General features: G+C 57.7%; 18 protein-coding genes and 1 other RNA gene. 8 read left to right on the top strand and 11 right to left on the bottom strand.

All coding sequences use genetic code 11. The features are described from left to right. Positions 1 to 16: 16 nt before the first annotated feature. Genes C1Y41_RS00805 through C1Y41_RS00795 form a run of 3 tightly spaced genes read right to left on the bottom strand, consistent with a single transcriptional unit; the run spans position 17 to position 2,394 of the window. Positions 17 to 895: a metal ABC transporter substrate-binding protein gene (locus C1Y41_RS00805; RefSeq protein ID WP_094111508.1), complete on the bottom strand. Its 879-nt coding sequence runs from the start codon at positions 893 to 895 to the stop codon at positions 17 to 19. Between the two features lie 21 nt (positions 896 to 916). Continuing rightward, the gene (locus C1Y41_RS00800) at positions 917 to 1,756 is read right to left on the bottom strand and encodes a metal ABC transporter permease (protein WP_094111507.1); all 840 of its coding nucleotides are present in this window, start codon (positions 1,754 to 1,756) and stop codon (positions 917 to 919) included. Further along, a complete protein-coding gene (locus C1Y41_RS00795; protein WP_039383005.1) occupies positions 1,753 to 2,394 on the bottom strand; it encodes a metal ABC transporter ATP-binding protein in 642 nt (213 codons plus the stop codon). The genes C1Y41_RS00800 and C1Y41_RS00795 overlap by 4 nt, the downstream gene beginning before the upstream one ends. A gap of 317 nt (positions 2,395 to 2,711) precedes the next feature. On the opposite strand from C1Y41_RS00795, the gene C1Y41_RS00785 reads away from it, so the two are divergent. From C1Y41_RS00785 to C1Y41_RS00775, 3 genes are all read left to right on the top strand, one after another. After that, a complete protein-coding gene (locus tag C1Y41_RS00785) occupies positions 2,712 to 3,065 on the top strand; it encodes a hypothetical protein (RefSeq protein ID WP_039385744.1) in 354 nt (117 codons plus the stop codon). Between the two features lie 145 nt (positions 3,066 to 3,210). Further along, positions 3,211 to 3,588, top strand: coding sequence for an Hha toxicity modulator TomB (gene tomB, locus C1Y41_RS00780; RefSeq protein ID WP_039383003.1), 378 nt, complete (start codon positions 3,211 to 3,213; stop codon positions 3,586 to 3,588). Between the two features lie 24 nt (positions 3,589 to 3,612). Continuing rightward, positions 3,613 to 3,831: an HHA domain-containing protein gene (locus C1Y41_RS00775; protein WP_039383002.1), complete on the top strand. Its 219-nt coding sequence runs from the start codon at positions 3,613 to 3,615 to the stop codon at positions 3,829 to 3,831. Positions 3,832 to 3,934: 103 nt separating this feature from the next. Here C1Y41_RS00775 and ffs read toward each other — a convergent pair. Then, an RNA gene (gene ffs, locus C1Y41_RS00770) (signal recognition particle sRNA small type) lies at positions 3,935 to 4,031 on the bottom strand. Positions 4,032 to 4,188: 157 nt separating this feature from the next. Between ffs and C1Y41_RS00765 the strand changes: the two genes are divergently transcribed. Further along, entirely contained in the window at positions 4,189 to 4,500 is a 312-nt protein-coding gene (locus C1Y41_RS00765; RefSeq protein WP_039383001.1) for an MGMT family protein, read from the top strand. 36 nt (positions 4,501 to 4,536) lie between these two features. Here the strand turns inward: C1Y41_RS00765 and C1Y41_RS00760 are convergent, their stop codons facing one another. Further along, positions 4,537 to 5,094, bottom strand: coding sequence for a YbaY family lipoprotein (locus C1Y41_RS00760; RefSeq protein WP_039383000.1), 558 nt, complete (start codon positions 5,092 to 5,094; stop codon positions 4,537 to 4,539). A 203-nt stretch (positions 5,095 to 5,297) separates the two neighbouring features. Here C1Y41_RS00760 and tesB point away from each other — a divergent pair, with 203 nt between their 5' ends. Next, positions 5,298 to 6,161, top strand: coding sequence for an acyl-CoA thioesterase II (tesB, locus tag C1Y41_RS00755; RefSeq protein WP_039382999.1), 864 nt, complete (start codon positions 5,298 to 5,300; stop codon positions 6,159 to 6,161). 41 nt (positions 6,162 to 6,202) lie between these two features. Here the strand turns inward: tesB and amtB are convergent, their stop codons facing one another. The 5 genes from amtB to C1Y41_RS00730 all read right to left on the bottom strand — a co-directional run bounded on the left by amtB (position 6,203) and on the right by C1Y41_RS00730 (position 12,120). Next, positions 6,203 to 7,492 (bottom strand): ammonium transporter AmtB, encoded by a 1,290-nt coding sequence (gene amtB / locus C1Y41_RS00750; RefSeq protein WP_071669033.1) that lies wholly within the window; start codon positions 7,490 to 7,492, stop codon positions 6,203 to 6,205. A gap of 32 nt (positions 7,493 to 7,524) precedes the next feature. Next, the gene (gene glnK / locus C1Y41_RS00745; protein ID WP_003850469.1) at positions 7,525 to 7,863 is read right to left on the bottom strand and encodes a P-II family nitrogen regulator; all 339 of its coding nucleotides are present in this window, start codon (positions 7,861 to 7,863) and stop codon (positions 7,525 to 7,527) included. A 232-nt stretch (positions 7,864 to 8,095) separates the two neighbouring features. After that, a complete protein-coding gene (locus tag C1Y41_RS00740) occupies positions 8,096 to 9,859 on the bottom strand; it encodes a SmdB family multidrug efflux ABC transporter permease/ATP-binding protein (RefSeq protein WP_039382998.1) in 1,764 nt (587 codons plus the stop codon). Continuing rightward, positions 9,852 to 11,636: a SmdA family multidrug ABC transporter permease/ATP-binding protein gene (locus C1Y41_RS00735; RefSeq protein ID WP_104084630.1), complete on the bottom strand. Its 1,785-nt coding sequence runs from the start codon at positions 11,634 to 11,636 to the stop codon at positions 9,852 to 9,854. The genes C1Y41_RS00740 and C1Y41_RS00735 overlap by 8 nt, the downstream gene beginning before the upstream one ends. Positions 11,637 to 11,658: 22 nt before the next feature. After that, positions 11,659 to 12,120: an Lrp/AsnC family transcriptional regulator gene (locus tag C1Y41_RS00730; RefSeq protein ID WP_039382996.1), complete on the bottom strand. Its 462-nt coding sequence runs from the start codon at positions 12,118 to 12,120 to the stop codon at positions 11,659 to 11,661. A 115-nt stretch (positions 12,121 to 12,235) separates the two neighbouring features. On the opposite strand from C1Y41_RS00730, the gene C1Y41_RS00725 reads away from it, so the two are divergent. Continuing rightward, complete coding sequence (locus C1Y41_RS00725) at positions 12,236 to 13,270, top strand: PLP-dependent cysteine synthase family protein (protein WP_039382995.1); 1,035 nt, start codon at positions 12,236 to 12,238, stop codon at positions 13,268 to 13,270. A 35-nt stretch (positions 13,271 to 13,305) separates the two neighbouring features. On the opposite strand, the gene cof is transcribed toward C1Y41_RS00725, so the two are convergent. Further along, a complete protein-coding gene (gene cof / locus C1Y41_RS00720; protein ID WP_094111504.1) occupies positions 13,306 to 14,127 on the bottom strand; it encodes an HMP-PP phosphatase in 822 nt (273 codons plus the stop codon). 92 nt (positions 14,128 to 14,219) lie between these two features. Here cof and C1Y41_RS00715 point away from each other — a divergent pair, with 92 nt between their 5' ends. Both C1Y41_RS00715 and queC read left to right on the top strand, forming a co-directional pair. Next, on the top strand, positions 14,220 to 15,929 hold the full coding sequence (locus C1Y41_RS00715) for an SgrR family transcriptional regulator (RefSeq protein ID WP_104084629.1): 1,710 nt from the start codon (positions 14,220 to 14,222) through the stop codon (positions 15,927 to 15,929). Positions 15,930 to 15,955: 26 nt separating this feature from the next. Beyond that, positions 15,956 to 16,651 (top strand): 7-cyano-7-deazaguanine synthase QueC, encoded by a 696-nt coding sequence (gene queC / locus C1Y41_RS00710; protein ID WP_039382992.1) that lies wholly within the window; start codon positions 15,956 to 15,958, stop codon positions 16,649 to 16,651. The last annotated feature ends 26 nt before the right edge of the window (positions 16,652 to 16,677 follow it).

Genomic DNA, 16,677 nt, shown 5'->3' with positions numbered 1-16,677 from the left:
TGCTCCCCGGCCTTTTTTATTGCATGCTTTTCAGCATCGCTTCCGCGTTATGCCGAAATGCTGCCGTATAGGTCGCAGCCGGACCGCCAGCAGCGGAGAGCGCCTCCGGATAGAGTTCGCCGCCGGGCTGCGCCCCCGATTCACTGGCTATCTGTTTAACCAGGCGCGGGTCGGTCTGATTTTCAATAAAGTAGCGGTGAATATGCTCACGCCTGAGCTGTTTAATAATCTGCGCAACGTCGCTGGCGCTGGCTTCTGCTTCCGTGGAAAAGCCGACCGGTGCCAGGAAGGTAACGCCATAACGCTGTCCGAAGTAGCCAAAGGCGTCGTGGCTGGTCAGCACTTTGCGCGCGCTGCGCGGCACGGCGTCAAATGCAGATTTAGCCCAGCTGTCGAGCTGCTGCAGCTGCTGAATGTAGCGCTCGCCGCTGCGCCGGATGTCGGCGGCGTCCTGCGGATCGGCTTTTATCAACGCCTGCATTACGTTACGCGCATAAATTTCACCGTTCTGCAGATTGTTCCAGGCGTGCGGATCGGTAACGGTACTGCCCTCCTCTTCCATGGTACGCGTGCTGATGCCGCTCGATGCCACCACCACATCGCCGCGATAGCCTGAAGCCGTTATCAGCCGATCCATCCACCCTTCCAGACCGAGACCGCTGACAAACACCACGCTGGCCTGCGCCAGCGCCTGGCTATCCTGTGGCGAAGGCTCAAAGGTATGCGGATCGCCATCCGGCCCGACCAGCGAGGTGACACGCACATGATCGCCGCCAACCTGTTTTACGATATCGGCCAGCACGGTAAAACTGGCTACCGTGTTGATAGTACCGGCCTGCGTAAACGGGCTGACCAGCATCGCGCTGGTTATCAGGCTCAGTGCAATAAACTTCATTTGTATCCCCTTATCAGTATATTAACGACGACGCAGCACGCCGCCGCATGGCCCTGTCAGAACAGAGAGCAGAAACAGCCCGGCGGCACTCAGCACCACGGCTGGTCCGGCAGGCAGTGAGTAGTACCAGGAGAGCATCAGCCCGCTTAGCGCAGCAGCGATTGCCAGCAGCATAGCGATAAACAGCAATGGGGTGAGCCGACGGCTCCAGAAGCGGGCGCTGGTAGCGGGCAGCATCATCAGCCCGACGGACATCAGCGTTCCCAGAATCTGAAAGCCAGCAACCAGGTTCAGTACGACCAGCAGCAGAAAAAGCCCCTGTACCAGCGGTGCGCTCCAGCGGTTCTGCACCCGCAAAAAGTCGGGATCGAAGGCGTCAATGACCAGCGGGCGGAAAATCAGCGCCAGCGTCAGCAGCGTGAACGTGGCGATAGCGGCAACCAGAACCAGCGCACGAGTGTCGACTGCCAGCAGTGAACCAAACAGCACGTGCAGCAGATCCACACTGGAGCCGCGCAGCGAAACCAGCGTGACCCCCAGCGCCAGCGAGCCAAGATAAAATCCGGAAAAGCTGGCATCCTCTTTTAACGGGGTGTAACGACTGACGGCACCGGAGAGCAGCGCCACCACCAGCCCCGCCAGCAGTCCGCCTGCGCCCATTGCCACCAGCGACAGACCTGAGAGCAGGTAGCCAACCGCTGCACCCGGCAAGATCGCATGCGATAGCGCATCGCCTATCAGGCTCATCCGGCGCAGTGACAGAAATACGCCCAGCGGAGTGGCGCTCAGCGCCAGCGCAACACAGGCCACCAGCGCGCGACGCATAAAGCCAAATTCGATAAAAGGCTGCAGCAGCGTCATGACGTCACCTGCACTCTCTCTGGCGAGTGGTCCAGCGACAATTCTGCGCTGAAGTAGCGGCTGACCAGCGGCCTGTCGTGCAGGACCACCAGCAGCGTCGTGCCCTGCTGCTGCTGCTGCCGGAGCAGCGCCATCAGCAGAGTAGTGGTGGATGCATCGATAGCGCTGAAAGGTTCATCCAGCAGCCATACCCGGCTCTGCTGCATCAGAAGCCGGGCAAAAAGGACCCGCTGCAGCTGGCCGCCAGAGAGCGTGGCAGGCTGCGCATCAGCAAACGCCCGCATCTGTACGGCGTCCAGCGCGGCGTCGATCTCTCTGCGCAGCGCCCGGTTAATGCCGCCAAACCAGCCGCAGCGCGGCCAGCAGCCGGTGGCAACCAGTTCATACACCGTAAGCGGAAAACGCGTCTCCAGTTCGCTACGCTGTGGCAGCCAGCCAATAGCGCTGGCGGGCACGCCGATCGGGCAGGAGCCGGAGACCGGTGCAATTACGCCAGCCAGCGTTTTCAGCAGGGTTGACTTGCCGCTGCCGTTTGCGCCGGTCAGCGCGGTCATACTGCCGGCAGCCAGTTTTCCGTCGGGGATCGCGGTTATCGCCTGCCCGCGATAGCCAACCTGGAGCTGATTAAAGTGGATCATGCCGTGGTGCCCCAGAAGACGCAGAGCATTAGCAGAGTAATAAGTATCATGACAACCATCAGACGACTGCCGACGGAAAGTAACAGACCGCTGTTGCGCATCGCGTCCACCATTATGTTATAACATAACAATATGCTACTGGATTTAGCGGTGACGCGCGTGCAGAGAAGTGTTTCAAAAATTGATCGTCCGTGCACCGGGCAGATCGCCAGTGGCATCACCCATCGCAATAATCGCTGGTAGCGTTAATCGCCTGCTTGCATTACAACCAGCAAGACTCAATGATAGCGGTACGATCTTTTTTTACGGAATACGCTATGCAGGCTATTATTAATGTGGACGTTGCGGCAGATGAACATGACTGTGACAAACTTCGCAGCGTCATCCAGGGGAATATTCTTAAAATAGCTGAAGCGCTGGCCGGAGAGTTAGACTGGTATTCGCAAAGTGCTCAATTAGTTCCTGAAAGTTTTCAGGTGCTATCTATTAAAACCATTAATCCAGATAGTTTTAAAATGCTTTATGAATTTTCCTGGGATTTATTTAATCCCTGCCTCGATTTGAACGAAACCTTTACCCGACATGAAGAAGTTATGTTCCACATAAAGCCCGGTGCGCTGGTGTTTGATGTGATTGACAATACGCGCCTCTCCCCTGCTGATGAATTGTAATATTTGGTAATTGAGGTGAGCAAAACTAATGATTGTGGATTACATTTAACAGGTCGCTGAATTATTTTTATTCGTGATCGCTCCCTGGTAGCTCTTTTAAATCTCGCCGCGTTGCGGCTCCTGTGCTCGCTATGGAGGGAAAAAGATGGACGAATACTCACCGAAACGGCATGATATTGCCCAGCTTAAATTCTTATGTGAAAACCTGTATGACGAGAGTATGGCTACCCTGAGTGAAAATCATCGCGACTGGGTTAACGACCCTGCCTCCTCTGCTAATTTACAGCTCAACGATTTTATTGAGCATATCGCCTCTTTCACAATGAATTACAAAATTAAGCATACCGAAGACGAGTCGCTGATTTCTCAAATCGATGAATATCTTGATGATACCTTTATGCTTTTTAGCAGTTACAGTATCAATGCAAAGGATCTTCAGCGCTGGCAGCGATCCGCTAAACGCTTATTTAATATTTTCGCCGAAGAGTGTGCTTATCTTCAGCAACCGAGCCATTCCTTTTAGCATCAGAGTGAGAAGATTTTTTTCATGAGCAATCAAACCCTGACCAAGACCGACTATTTGATGCGTCTGCGTCGTTGTCGTTCAATTGATACCCTTGAACGGGTCATCGAAAAAAATAAGTATGAATTACCGGATAGCGAACTGGCAGTATTCTATTCAGCAGCAGATCATCGCCTTGCTGAACTGACCATGAACAAGCTTTACGATAAAGTGCCAGGCTCTGTGTGGAAATATGTTCGCTGATAAAGCGTGCAGTGCTGTTGAGTGACTGAAGCGGAATAAGGCAAGGGAGTGCCGTAAAATCCTGGAGAGGCGCGGCTATTTGCTGGCCCGAAATGGGTGGAGGCCCTGCCAGCTACATCCCGGCACACGCGTCGCCTGCTGCGGCTGCTTCCTTCCGGACCTGACCGAGTTCACAAGTTAGCGTTGCGGGAGAACCAACAGGGCCTCCATTGAGTGCTCTCTTTTCGGAGAGCGGGGGCATTATCAGCGAACGCCTGTGCAATTGCAAGGGTGAGCCAGACAACCGTTGTTTTCTTGAACAGGCGTACTCTGTCAGCTACCCTGCTTCTGGTTTCCCTCTGTTTCTTACTCCCGATAATGAATGATTCTCTGAATTTTGCCGCACGCGTGTGGCACATTGTGGCCGCAATACCGCGCGGTCAGGTAACCACCTACGGTGATATCGCCTTACTCGCCGGTTCACCGCGCGCTGCGCGTCAGGTCGGCGGTGTACTGCGTCGCCTGCCGCCGGAAAGCACGCTGCCCTGGCATCGCGTTGTTAACCGTTACGGACAGATTTCCCTGCAGGGTGACGATCTGCTACGTCAGCGCGATGCGCTGGAGGCTGAAGGCGTCGTTGTCAGTGAGGAAGGCGGGATTGATATGGCACGCTATCGCTGGGAAATTTAATCAGCAGGCCCGCAACGGGCCTGCTGATGCTGCAGATTACAGGCTGGTCGGCGCCGGTACTGAAGCCGATGGCGTTACCTGAGTAGGCGACGTCGACGGAACCGTGGTAGCGGCACCCGGCTGCGTCGGCATTGCGCGATTGGCAACCGGCACCAGCAGCAGTTCAGCTTTGGTGCCGCCCTGATTGATCACTGGCTTTACCGTGTCCGTAACAAACGCCAGTTTGCCATCCATAGTGATGGCTGCGCTCAGCAGAATGCGCGCGTCTGGCTTAATGTCTGCCGGATTAAAGGGCAGAATAAACTGGAACGGTGACTGTTTGCCTTCGGTACGCACGGCACGCTGTGCCAGCACTTTAGAAGGCGCGTCCGCCAGCGACGCATCTGCCAGCGTAACGGTCAGTACTGCATCCGGCGGCAGCGCGATGCGCTGACGGATATAAACAGAACCGCTTACGTTAGGCTGCTTGATGGCCGACTGCTGGCTGGCAACCGCCGAGCCAAGCGTAGGCGTCGGAACCGGTTTGCTGTGGTCAGCACACCCTGTAATCGCCGCCGCCAGTGTCATACCGCTAATAACCTGCCAAAGTTTCATCGATGTCGTCTCCTTATGAACACTATGATTGTCGGCGGTTAATTTTTTAGCTGGCATTTCAACCGCCGATTGCTCTTAATTCTGGCACAGAAATCCGCATTGCGCCTGGCGCGTCGCCCGTCATCAGAAATCAGCGCAAATCCGTTGCGCAAACTGGTCGGATCTTTCACACTTGCGCCATATCTGCTGATGAGGACATGATTATGAGCCAGGCGCTGACTAACCTGCTTACGCTATTAAATCTGGAAAAACTGGAAGAAGGCCTGTTCCGCGGGCAGAGTGAAGATCTCGGTCTGCGTCAGGTGTTTGGCGGTCAGGTGGTGGGCCAGGCGCTCTATGCTGCTAAACAGACGGTGCCGGAAGATCGCATTATTCATTCATTTCATAGCTATTTTCTGCGTCCCGGCGACAGCCATAAAGCGATTATTTACGATGTTGAAACGCTGCGCGACGGTAAAAGCTTCAGCGCGCGCCGCGTCAGCGCAGTCCAGAATGGTCAGCCTATTTTCTATATGACCGCCTCATTTCAGGCGCCTGAAACCGGGTTTGAGCATCAGAACAGCATGCCCCCGGTACCGGGTCCGGATGAACTGCCCTCTGAACGCGATCTGGCGCAAAAACTCGCCGCGCATCTGCCGCTGAAGCTCAAAGAGAAGTTTCTCGCTGAGCGACCGCTGGATATCCGCCCGGTTCAGATCCACAACCCGCTTAAGGGCCACGTGGCTGAGCCGGTGCGCCAGGTCTGGGTGCGCGCCAATGGCCAGATGCCTGCCGATCGTCGCATCCATCAATATGTGCTGGGCTACGCCTCCGACCTTAACTTTTTGCCGGTGGCGCTGCAGCCGCACGGCAAAGGGTTCCTGGAAGCGGATATGCAGGTGGCCACGATCGATCACTCGATGTGGTTTCACCGCCCGTTCGATCTCTCAGAATGGCTGCTTTACAGCGTGGTGAGCACGTCTGCCTCTGGCGCGCGCGGCTTTGTACGCGGCGAGTTCTATACGCAGGAGGGTACGCTGGTGGCGACCACGGTACAGGAAGGTGTTATGCGTCAGCGCGACGCATAAAAAAAGGGGCGACCTGGTCGCCCCTTTTCTTCATTTTTAGCTTACTGGTTATATGCGTTTTCGCCGTGGCTGTTTACATCCAGACCTTCACGCTCCTGCTCTTCCGGTACGCGCAGGCCGACAATCACATCCGCCAGCTTGAAGCCGATAAAGGCCACCACGCCGGACCAGACTACGGTAACGATACAGCTGAATATCTGGACCCAGACCTGATGCCCCATAGTGACGCCTTCCGCATAGCCAACGCCACCCAGTGAGCTGGAGGCGAAGACGCCGGTCAGGATGCAGCCGAGGATGCCGCACACGCCGTGCACGCCAAACACATCGCAGGGATCATCGACGCGCAGCCATCTTTTCAGCGTCGTAACGCCCCAGATGCCCGCGAGTCCGCCCGCCAGACCGATGATCAGTGCGCCGCCAACGCCCACGTAGCCACAGGCTGGCGTAATGGCGACCAGGCCGGCGATAAAGCCGGAGCAGGCACCCAGCAGCGAAGGCTTACCGCGCAGCGCCCACTCACCAAAGACCCAGGAGAGCACCGCACCGGCGGTAGCGACAACGGTGTTCACAAACGCCAGCGCAGCAATTTCGTTCGCCGATGACGCTGAACCGGCGTTAAAGCCAAACCAGCCGACGTAGAGAATGGCCGTACCGAGAAACACCATCGGCAGGTTATGCGGTTTAAACGCCTCTTTACCAAAACCGGCACGCTTTCCGACCAGATACGCGCCCACCAGCCCCGCGACAGCGGCGTTGATATGCACCACGGTACCGCCGGCAAAGTCCAGCGCGCCATCCTGTGCCAGATAACCGCCGCCCCACACCATATGCGCAATCGGCAGATAGGAGAGCGTCAGCCAGACGCCGACGAAAATCAGCACCGCTGAGAAGCGAATACGCTCAGCCAGCGCGCCCACGATCAATCCGACGGTAATACAGGCAAACGACGCCTGGAACGCGACGTGAATATATTGATAAAAGCTGCCCATGACGGCTTTCAGCTCGATGTTTTTCAGCATCACCCACTGGAAGTTGCCGAAAAAGGCGTTGCCTTCGCTAAAGGCTAACGAGTAGCCATACACAACCCACAATACGCAGACCAGGGCAAAGGTTACGGCAACCTGTGTGAGCATGGACAAGACATTTTTACCGCGGATCAGGCCGCCATAAAACAGCGCGATGCCGGGAATTGTCATAAAAAGTACCAGCGCGGTACAAATCATCATAAAGGCGTTGTCCGCTTTATCTGCGACCGCAGGGGCAGCAGCCAGCGTCAGAGTGGGTAACAGCGCCAGGCTGGCAAGGCCCAGTTTCATCATCATTTTTTTCATTTTTTTCATCCCATCTCAAGTCAGAACCCGGATCAGAGCGCCGCTTCGTCAGTTTCACCGGTACGGATACGGATCACCCGCTGCAGCTCAGCAACGAAGATTTTGCCGTCGCCAATTTTGCCGGTGTAGGCCGCTTTACTGATGACATCAACCACTTCATCCAGCTGGTCATCTGCAATCGCGATATCGATTTTTACTTTTGGCAGGAAGTTAACGCTGTACTCGGCCCCGCGATAGAGTTCGGCATGTCCTTTCTGACGGCCGAACCCTTTAACTTCAGATACCGTCAGCCCCTGAATGCCAATGGAGGATAGTGCCTCACGGACATCCTCCAGCTTGAATGGTTTGATTACCACGGTAACCAGCTTCATACGTCCCCTCCGGATTAAACACAACTGCGCGATGTATACGCAGTGGTTAAAGCAAAGGGTGTGCCAGAAGTGCAAAACGCGGTTAAACGCGGCGGCGGTACAGGCTCAGCGCGGGGCGGCATTGCCGGAGAGAAAGAACGGTACGGGGGTCTGCACCTCTTTGGTGCTCAGGGCGTCAAAGAGGTGCAGAAGCGAGAAAAGAACGGGTCAGGATGAACAAAAAAGGTGCAACTCAGGCGGATGCGCCGGCCGCCAGCTGCTCGCCAGCCTGCTGCAGCTGATACATCTGCCAGTAGCGCCCCTGCTGCGCCAGTAGCTCTGTATGCGTACCGCGCTCGGCAATATGGCCGCGATGTAACACCAGGATTTGTTCCGCCTCCATAATTGTCGAGAGCCGGTGCGCAATGACCACCAGCGTGCTGTGCTGGCGCAAAGTGCGCAGCGCCTGCTGAATCGCCTGCTCGGTGCCGGAATCGATGTTCGCGGTAGCTTCATCGAGGATCAGGATCTGCGGCGGCGCGACCAGCACGCGAGCCAGCGCCAGCAGCTGTTTCTGCCCGACCGAAAGCGTATTGCCCTGCTCTCCCAGTCGCGTATGGATACCGTCCGGTAGCGCGCGGGCCAGCGTAGCGAGCTGCACGCTCTCCAGCGCCTGCCACACCCGCTCTTCAGGGATCGCCCGCCCCAGCTGTACGTTAGCCAGCAGCGTATCGGCCAGCACCACCGGATCCTGCTGCACCATGGCAATGCCGGTGCGCAGCGCATCGTGCGAGAGCGAAGAGACCGGACGCCCGTCCAGCACAATCGATCCGTGCTTTACCGGATAGTAACCCATCAGCAGGTTTGCCAGCGTGCTCTTGCCGCTGCCGGTATGCCCGACCAGCGCAACGAAGCCCCGTGACGGCACGGTAAAGGAGATATTGCTCAGCACGTCGCGATCGTCGCGATAGGCGAAACTGACGTCGTGCAGCGCAATTTCTCCGGAACGCAGCGGAGCACTTTCGCTGCCATACCCCTGCTGATGCGCATCAACCAGTTCAAAGATGCGCTCACCCGATACCACCGCCTGCTGCAGCATCGACTGCTGCGTCGTCAGTTCGATCAGCGGCTCATTCAGCCGGCCCAGGTAGGTGATAAAGGCATAAAGCACGCCGACTTCAAATGCGCCGGGTGAAGCAAAACTGAATAGCAGTAACAGGCCGCACAAAATCAGTGCAGAAAAGAGGCTAAGCAGCGGACGCAGCAGAAATCCGTCCAGCCGCAGCGTCTGCATGCGCGCCATATAATGGGCGCGACTCGCTTCGCTCATGCGTGCCCCAAAACGCGCCTGCTGCCGGAACTGCTGGATCACGCTCATGCCGTTGATCACTTCGTTAAAGCCGTTGTTGATATCCGCCAGATAACTGCGAACCCGGCGGGCAATCGGGGTACTGTAACGCTGATAAATCAGCATCACGGTCAGCACCAGCGGGAAAATAACCAGCGCCACCAGCGCCATACGCCAGTCGAGCGAAAACATGGCGACCAGCATCGCGCCAATCAGCGCGGCGCTGCGCAGCACGGTGGCGACTACGGTGACATAGAGATCTTTAATAACCTCGGTGTCATTGGTGACGCGCGAAATAATCTGCCCCACCGGCTGGGTGTCGAACGCGCTCAGCGGCTGGCGCAGCGCCGCGTTCATGACATCAACGCGCAGCTGCTGCACCACTCCGATTGCCGCACGGTTAAACAGCAGCGCCTGAAAATAGTGCAGCGCCGCCGCCATAAGCTGCAGCAGAATAAAACTCACCAGTAATCCCGCCACGATGCCCCACGGCATCTGATGTCTGGCGATCAGGCGATCGATAAAATAGCTGACCAGCACCGGGCCGGTCACCTCGGCCGCCGCCGCCAGCCAGAGCATACCGGTTGCCAGCCACAGCGAGCGGCGCCAGGGTTTTCCGTATGCCAGCAGCCGTTTCAGCGTCGGCCACAGCCGCTGCGACTTAGCCATGCTGCGCTCCTGTTGCGGTTTCATCTTTGTTTTCACTCTCATCATCCAGCGCCGCTTCCAGCTGCTGATAGCGGTACATATCGCGGTACCAGCCCGGCTGCGCCGCCAGCTGGTCATGATCGCCTCGCTGCGCAACGCGCCCCTGCTGCAGCACCAGAATTTCACTCGCTTCCGTTAATGCCGAGAGACGGTGCGCGCTGATAATCAGCGTACGGTTCTCTCCCCAGATGCGCAGGTTATGCAGGATGTCATGTTCAGTACGTCCATCTACCGCAGAGAGCGCATCATCCAGAATCAGGATCTCCGCCTCCAGCAGCAGCGCACGGGCAATCGCGATACGCTGCTTCTGTCCGCCCGAAAGCATGACCCCACGCTCTCCGACCTCTGTCTCATAGCCCTGCGGCAGGCGCAGAATATCCTCATGCACGCAGGCCATTCTTGCCGCCTGCTCAATCTGCTGCTGCGTGGCGTCGGGACGACCCAGCGCCAGATTGTTTGCCACGCTGTCAGAAAACAGAAACGGCGTCTGGCTCACTATCGCCAGGCGGCTGCGCCAGCTGTCCAGCTGCAGCTGCGCCAGCGGCAGCTCGCCGTAGCGGATCTCTCCCCGATCGATATCGAAGTGGCGCTGGATGAGGCTGAGCAGCGTGCTTTTACCGCAGCCGGTCGGGCCACATAATCCCAGCATCTGCCCTGGCTGCAGCTTCGCATGGATATCCTGCAGTACGGCATTTTCTGTCCCCGGGTAGTGAAAGGCGTCAATGGCGAGCTGCAGCACAGCCGGCTCAGGCGGTAACGTCAGGGTGCCGTCAGCCACTGCCGGCGCTTCAGCCAGCAGCGCGCGAATACGGCTCCAGGCCGCACTGCCGCGCTCCACGATGTTGATCATCCACGCCAGCGCCAGCATCGGCCAGATCATCAGCCCCAGATACATCACAAAGCTGGTGAGCTGACCCAGCGTCAGGATACCGTGCCATACCATCCAGCCGCCGCCTGCGATCGCCAGCAGGTTGGAGAAGCCAACGGCGACGTAAATAATGGGATCAAATCGCGCATCCACCCGCGCAACATGCAGATTTTTACGTCCGGTATCGCTGGCGATGTCAGCAAACTGCTGCGACTGGTGATCTTCCAGTCCAAATGCTTTGATCATACGGATGCTGGTCAGGCTCTCCTGCGTCTGATCGTTAAGGCTGGAGAACGCCGCCTGCGCAACTTTAAAACGCTGATGCAGCCGGGAACCATCCCGCTGGATCGCCAGCGCCATAAAGGGCATCGGGATCAGCGCCAGCAGCGTCAGCTGCCAGCTTATCTGCGTACTCATGACCGCCAGCACTACCAGCCCCATGACCAGGGAGTCCACCAGCGTCAGCACTCCCTCTCCCGCTGCAAACACAACGCGGTCGACATCATTCGTTGCGCGCGCGATGAGATCGCCGGTGCGATGGCGCAGATAGAACGCAGGATGCTGCCGGCTTAGCTGACGATAAAAGTCCTCGCGCAGCTCTACCGCCAGCTGATACGAGGCGCCAAACAGCAGCACGCGCCAGACATAGCGCAGCAGATAAACGATAACGGCGGTCAGCAACATGACGCCGATCCACATCATAATCTGCCCGGCAGAGAGCCGCTGCTGCGTGACGCCATCGACAATTACGCCGACCAGATGCGGCGGGATCAGCTGCAGTAAAGCGATGATAATAAGCAGGCAGACAGCACCGGCATAGCGGCGCCACTCACGCAGGAAATACCAACTAAGCTGGCTGAATAATCGCACAATCTCTCTCTTTATTTACGCTTCAGGGCACAACGGGCAGCGCGGTTGAGTATTTAATCTCTTCCATCGCAAAGCTGGAGGTGACATCTATCAGGCCCGGCACGCCATTCACCAGCCGCTTATAAAACGCGTCGTAGCTCTTCATATCCGCAACCTGTATTCGCAGCAGATAGTCATACTCACCGGCCATACGGTAGAACGCCATGACTTCCGGCATTGGCTCAACCACGGCGACAAACTGCCTGAACCATTCGCTGCTGTGCTGCTGCGTTTTGATCAGCATAAACGCGGTCAGTGACAGACCGAGTTTTTCACCATCCAGCAGCGCTACGCGCGCCCGGATGATACCGTCATCTTCAAGTTTTTTCAGGCGCTTCCAGCAGGGCGTGGTGGTCAGATTGACCGCCTCTGCCAGCGCCTGCAGCGATAGCGTGCAATCCTTCTGCAAAAGGGCGAGCAGCTTACGGTCAACTTTATCTATCATCACGCCTCACCGGAGAATATTTTTCTCTGAAAAGCCGATTATACCCTGGTTTTAGCAACCTCTTTTTCCTGCCCGTGCCGTACACTGGCGGCAATGAAAACCGGAGAGAATCGCCATGCAAACCCCCTGGATCCGCCACGCCATTAATGAGATCAACGCTGATATCCAGCGCTCGGCTGACACACACCTGATCCGCTTTACGCTGGACGATTTCCCGGGCATCTTTTTCTATCTCAAAGATGAGAGCACGCACCCCAGCGGCAGCCTGAAACATCGCCTTGCGCGTTCGCTGTTTCTGTATGGACTGGCTAATGGCTGGATCGGTGAAAAAACCCCGATTATTGAAGCGTCATCCGGCAGTACTGCCGTATCGGAAGCCTACTTTGCCCGGCTGCTCGGCCTGCCGTTTATCGCGGTTATGCCGGTCAGTACCGCAAAGCGCAAAATTGAGATGATCCGTTTTTATGGCGGAGAGTGCCATTTTGTGGCTGATCCGTGCCAGCTCTACGCGGAGTCTGAGCGGCTGGCGCGTGAACTCAACGGCCACTTTATGGATCAGTTTACCTATGCCGAGCGCGCGACGGACTGGCGCGGCAATAATAATATTGCTGAAAGTATTTTCCGGCAGATGGCGCATGAGCCGTTTCCGGTGCCGCATACGCTGATCATGAGCGCCGGCACCGGCGGCACTTCCGCCACGCTGGGCCGCTATATTCGCTATCAGGGCTACTCCACCCGCCTGCTGGTTACTGACCCGCAGCATTCGGTATTTTTTGACTACTGGCACAGCCGGGACAGCAGTTTGCGCAATGCACGCGGCAGCCTGATTGAAGGAATCGGCCGCCCGCGCGTCGAACCCTCTTTTCTGCCCGACGTGATTGATGAGATGATCAAAGTCCCCGATGGCGCCACGCTGGCGGCTATGCTGCGGCTGGAACAGATCCTCGGGCGGCGCCCCGGCGCTTCAACCGGCACCAACTTCTGGGGCATGATGCAGGTGGCGAAACGCATGCGCGCCAGCGGTGAACGGGGCGCGCTGGTTACGCTGCTCTGCGACAGCGGCGAACGCTATCCTGACACCTATTACAACCCGGCGTGGGTTGCGGCGCAGATTGGCGATATTCAGCCCTGGCTGCAGGCGCTGCAATAAAAAAACCGGACATCCGGTCCGGCTCACGGCAAGACTCAGCCCCTGGGGGAGTAATCAAGGTGGGGCGTGGTCAGCCAGTGATTTAAATAGTGAGACACCGCCTGTGTCTCGCAATGGCCGATAACCGGCAAATGCGGCAGCGCGGCTTTAAGCTGATGCATCGCGTTGCCCATAACAAAGCCTTTACCTACCTGCTCCAGCATCTCGCGATCGTTCATCGCATCGCCAAAGGCCATACACTCCGCCAGCGGCAGATCGAGATGTTCGCACAGTCGCGCCAGCGCCGCGCCTTTATGGCAACCTGTCGGCAGAACCTCAAGACAGTCCCAGGCGGAAAAACAGATAGTGGCACGCGCGCCCAGCGCCTGCTGCAGCTCTTCCTGCAGCGCCAGCAGCATCTCGTGGGGTGCGATAAAACAGATTTTGGTGATGTTATTTCCTGACATCTGCTGCAGATCGCACAGCTGATAGCTAAATCCGCTCAGCGAGTGCGCCTCCAGCGCGCCAGGCAGTGGCTTATCAGTAAACCAGCCCTCGTCGGTAAACAGGTGAATGGAGGCTGGCGTTTCCCAGCGGGTTCGCATGACCTGCTCTGCGACGTCCGCCGGCAGATCGCAGCCATACAGCTGGTTGCCCTGCGGGTCGTGAATACGCGTGCCGTTACCGGTTATCAGCCAGGCAGGCAGCGTGATCTGTGTACGGATCACCTGCATATCCAGCAGATGGCGGCCGGTGGCAAAAGCCAGAATCACATTGCGCTGCTGCAGCGCATGCAGGGTTTCCAGCGTCTCTTTACCTAACTGATGCGTGGGCAGCAGCAGCGTGCCGTCCATATCAAATGCTGCAAGACGAGCCATGCCTGTTCTCCTGTCGAGGGATGCTTTTACTATCGCCTGGTAATTACGGAACGAATAGTGAATACTTTTTGAAAACTGTTCCGGGTTTAACTATGCGTGAACTTCATCGTGTCAGCCAGTTTCAGCGGCTGTGGCACGCCAACCAGGGAGAGACGCAGCGACTAAGCGTTGCCATGCTGGCTCAGCGCTGTTTCTGCAGCGAACGTCATGCGCGTACTCTGCTGAAAAAATGGCAGCAGGCGGGCTGGATCCGCTGGAGCAGCCAGCCGGGGCGCGGTAAGCAGGGTGAACTGCAGTTTCTGATCGCACCGGAGACGCTGCGCCAGCAGCTGCTTAACCGCCAGCTGCTGGCGGGCGAACCGATCCAGATGCTGCAGACGCTTGATCTGCCGCCGGAACGCCTGCTGCAGCTGCTGCAGCCACTGATGGGCGGGCACTGGCAGGATCGTATGCCGGTGCTGCGCATTCCTTATTATCGTACCCTGGCGTTCCCGGCCCCCCTGCAGCCTCTCGGCCGCGCTGAGCAGCATCTGGCCCGGCAGATTTTCTCTGGCCTGACGCGCGTAGAAAACAACCGCGTCAGCGGCGATCTGGCGCACCACTGGCAGCATGACAGCAGCGGACTGAACTGGAGCTTCTGGCTGCGTCCGCAGCTCAGCTGGCATAACGGCGAGCCGCTGTATGCCGCGCAGCTGGCAGCGGTCCTGCAGCAGATTATCCGCAGCCCCGACGGCCGCGCGCTGCTTGCCAGCGTGGCGCAGATTGACGCGCCACATCCGCTCACGCTGCGTATCCGGCTGCATCGGCCCGACTACTGGCTGCCGCAGCGGCTGGCCCATCAATTCTGTTTGCTGCCGCACCCCGACAGCCCGCAAACCGGCAGCGGCCCCTGGCAGCTGGTGCAGTTTACCCCGACCCTGCTGCGGCTGGAGAGCTATGCGCGCTGGCATCTGCAGCGCGCGCTGATCCAGCGTATTGAATACTGGATCACGCCTGCCCTGTTTATGCCGGAACAGGGCAACAGCTGCCGGCATCCGGTCCAGATTGCGATTGGCAATGCTGACGAACTGCAGCAGCTGCGGCCGGTAGACCGCAGTATCAGCCGCGGCTTCTGCTATCTGGCGACCCGCCCCTCGCTGCGTTTCAGTACGGCTCAGGCCCGGACGCTGATTACGCTGATCCAGCGCAGCGATGTGATCCGCCAGCTGCCGCTGGCAGAAGGATTGATTACGCCGAGTCACTCGCTGCTGCCCGGCTGGCCGGTTCCGCAGACCGGGGCGGACCCCGTTGCCCTGCCCGCCCGACTGACCCTGCATTACCATCTGCCGGTTGAACTGCACGTGATGGCGGAGGCGCTGGTCACGCTGCTGGCTTCACACGGCTGTGAGCTGAGCTGCGTCTTTCATGAGGTAAAAAGCTGGGGCCACGCGCAGGATCTCACCGCAGCGGATATTATTATGGGCGACCGGCTGATCGGTGACGCGCCGCAGTTTACCCTGCTGAACTGGCTGGAGCAGGACAGATTGTGGCAGCCGCTGCGCGACAGCTTTCGTCAGTCGCTTCAGCAGATCGCCCGTGAGCCAGACGACAGCGTACGCTCGTCCGCCGTTCAGCAACTTTTCCATACGCTGATGAGCGAAGGTTATCTGCTGCCGCTGTTCAACTACCGTTATCAGGTACTGGCGCCAGCGGGCGTTGAAGGTGTGCGGCTGACTTCACTGGGCTGGTTTGACTTTACCCGGGCGTGGATCCCGCCGCCAGCCGTCAGCCCTGTTCACTCCGGCGCTGACGCAGTACCATAAGAGACCACACCAGGAGAGATAAGTTAATGAAACGCGCCGTTGTCGTTTTTAGTGGTGGACAAGACTCCACCACCTGCCTGATTCAGGCTCTGCAGCACTATGATGAAGTTCACTGCGTCACCTTCGATTATGGCCAGCGCCACCGCGAAGAGATCGAAGTGGCGGCGGAGCTGGCACATAAACTGGGCGCGCGCGCGCATAAAGTACTGGATGTCACCCTGCTTAACGAACTGGCGATAAGCAGCCTGACGCGCGATAACATTCCGGTACCGGCCTATGAGGCTGATGCCAGCGGATTACCCAGCACCTTTGTCCCGGGCCGTAATATTCTGTTTCTGACGCTCGCTTCTGTCTACGCGTATCAGGTAGAAGCTGAAGCTGTTATTACCGGCGTCTGCGAGACCGACTTCTCCGGCTATCCCGACTGCCGCGATGAGTTTGTTAAAGCGTTAAATCACGCGGTCAGCCTTGGCATGGCTCGCGAGATACGTTTTGAGACGCCGCTGATGTGGCTGAATAAAGCAGAGACCTGGGCGCTTGCTGATTACTGGCAGCAGCTGCCGCTGGTGCGGACAGAGACGCTGACCTGCTATAACGGCATTAAAGGAGATGGCTGCGGAACCTGCGCCGCCTGTCATTTACGTGCCCGCGGGCTGGCGGAGTATCAGGACAATGCCGCCGCGATAATGACGGCAATGAAGCAAAAAAGCGGCCTGCGCTGAGTCAGCATGTCGCTGGCGTGGCGTCA

Source organism: Pantoea sp. ICBG 1758, assembly GCF_002928325.1.
GTDB lineage: Bacteria > Pseudomonadota > Gammaproteobacteria > Enterobacterales > Enterobacteriaceae > Pantoea > Pantoea eucrina.
Note: the sequence above shows the minus strand (reverse complement) of the source record. Positions and strands in the feature narration are given on the sequence as shown.

What these genes read in the sequence shown, in the direction of transcription:
- C1Y41_RS00805 (WP_094111508.1), bottom strand. Translation starts at nt 895, where the DNA reads ATGAAGTTTATTGCACTGAGCCTGATAACCAGCGCGATGCTGGTCAGC.
- queC (WP_039382992.1), top strand. Translation starts at nt 15,956, where the DNA reads ATGAAACGCGCCGTTGTCGTTTTTAGTGGTGGACAAGACTCCACCACC.
- C1Y41_RS00740 (WP_039382998.1), bottom strand. Translation starts at nt 9,859, where the DNA reads ATGGCTAAGTCGCAGCGGCTGTGGCCGACGCTGAAACGGCTGCTGGCA.
- C1Y41_RS00715 (WP_104084629.1), top strand. Translation starts at nt 14,220, where the DNA reads ATGCGTGAACTTCATCGTGTCAGCCAGTTTCAGCGGCTGTGGCACGCC.
- C1Y41_RS00765 (WP_039383001.1), top strand. Translation starts at nt 4,189, where the DNA reads ATGAATGATTCTCTGAATTTTGCCGCACGCGTGTGGCACATTGTGGCC.
- C1Y41_RS00730 (WP_039382996.1), bottom strand. Translation starts at nt 12,120, where the DNA reads ATGATAGATAAAGTTGACCGTAAGCTGCTCGCCCTTTTGCAGAAGGAT.
- C1Y41_RS00760 (WP_039383000.1), bottom strand. Translation starts at nt 5,094, where the DNA reads ATGAAACTTTGGCAGGTTATTAGCGGTATGACACTGGCGGCGGCGATT.
- tesB (WP_039382999.1), top strand. Translation starts at nt 5,298, where the DNA reads ATGAGCCAGGCGCTGACTAACCTGCTTACGCTATTAAATCTGGAAAAA.
- C1Y41_RS00775 (WP_039383002.1), top strand. Translation starts at nt 3,613, where the DNA reads ATGAGCAATCAAACCCTGACCAAGACCGACTATTTGATGCGTCTGCGT.
- tomB (WP_039383003.1), top strand. Translation starts at nt 3,211, where the DNA reads ATGGACGAATACTCACCGAAACGGCATGATATTGCCCAGCTTAAATTC.
- glnK (WP_003850469.1), bottom strand. Translation starts at nt 7,863, where the DNA reads ATGAAGCTGGTTACCGTGGTAATCAAACCATTCAAGCTGGAGGATGTC.
- C1Y41_RS00800 (WP_094111507.1), bottom strand. Translation starts at nt 1,756, where the DNA reads ATGACGCTGCTGCAGCCTTTTATCGAATTTGGCTTTATGCGTCGCGCG.
- cof (WP_094111504.1), bottom strand. Translation starts at nt 14,127, where the DNA reads ATGGCTCGTCTTGCAGCATTTGATATGGACGGCACGCTGCTGCTGCCC.
- amtB (WP_071669033.1), bottom strand. Translation starts at nt 7,492, where the DNA reads ATGAAAAAAATGATGATGAAACTGGGCCTTGCCAGCCTGGCGCTGTTA.
- C1Y41_RS00785 (WP_039385744.1), top strand. Translation starts at nt 2,712, where the DNA reads ATGCAGGCTATTATTAATGTGGACGTTGCGGCAGATGAACATGACTGT.
- C1Y41_RS00795 (WP_039383005.1), bottom strand. Translation starts at nt 2,394, where the DNA reads ATGATCCACTTTAATCAGCTCCAGGTTGGCTATCGCGGGCAGGCGATA.
- C1Y41_RS00725 (WP_039382995.1), top strand. Translation starts at nt 12,236, where the DNA reads ATGCAAACCCCCTGGATCCGCCACGCCATTAATGAGATCAACGCTGAT.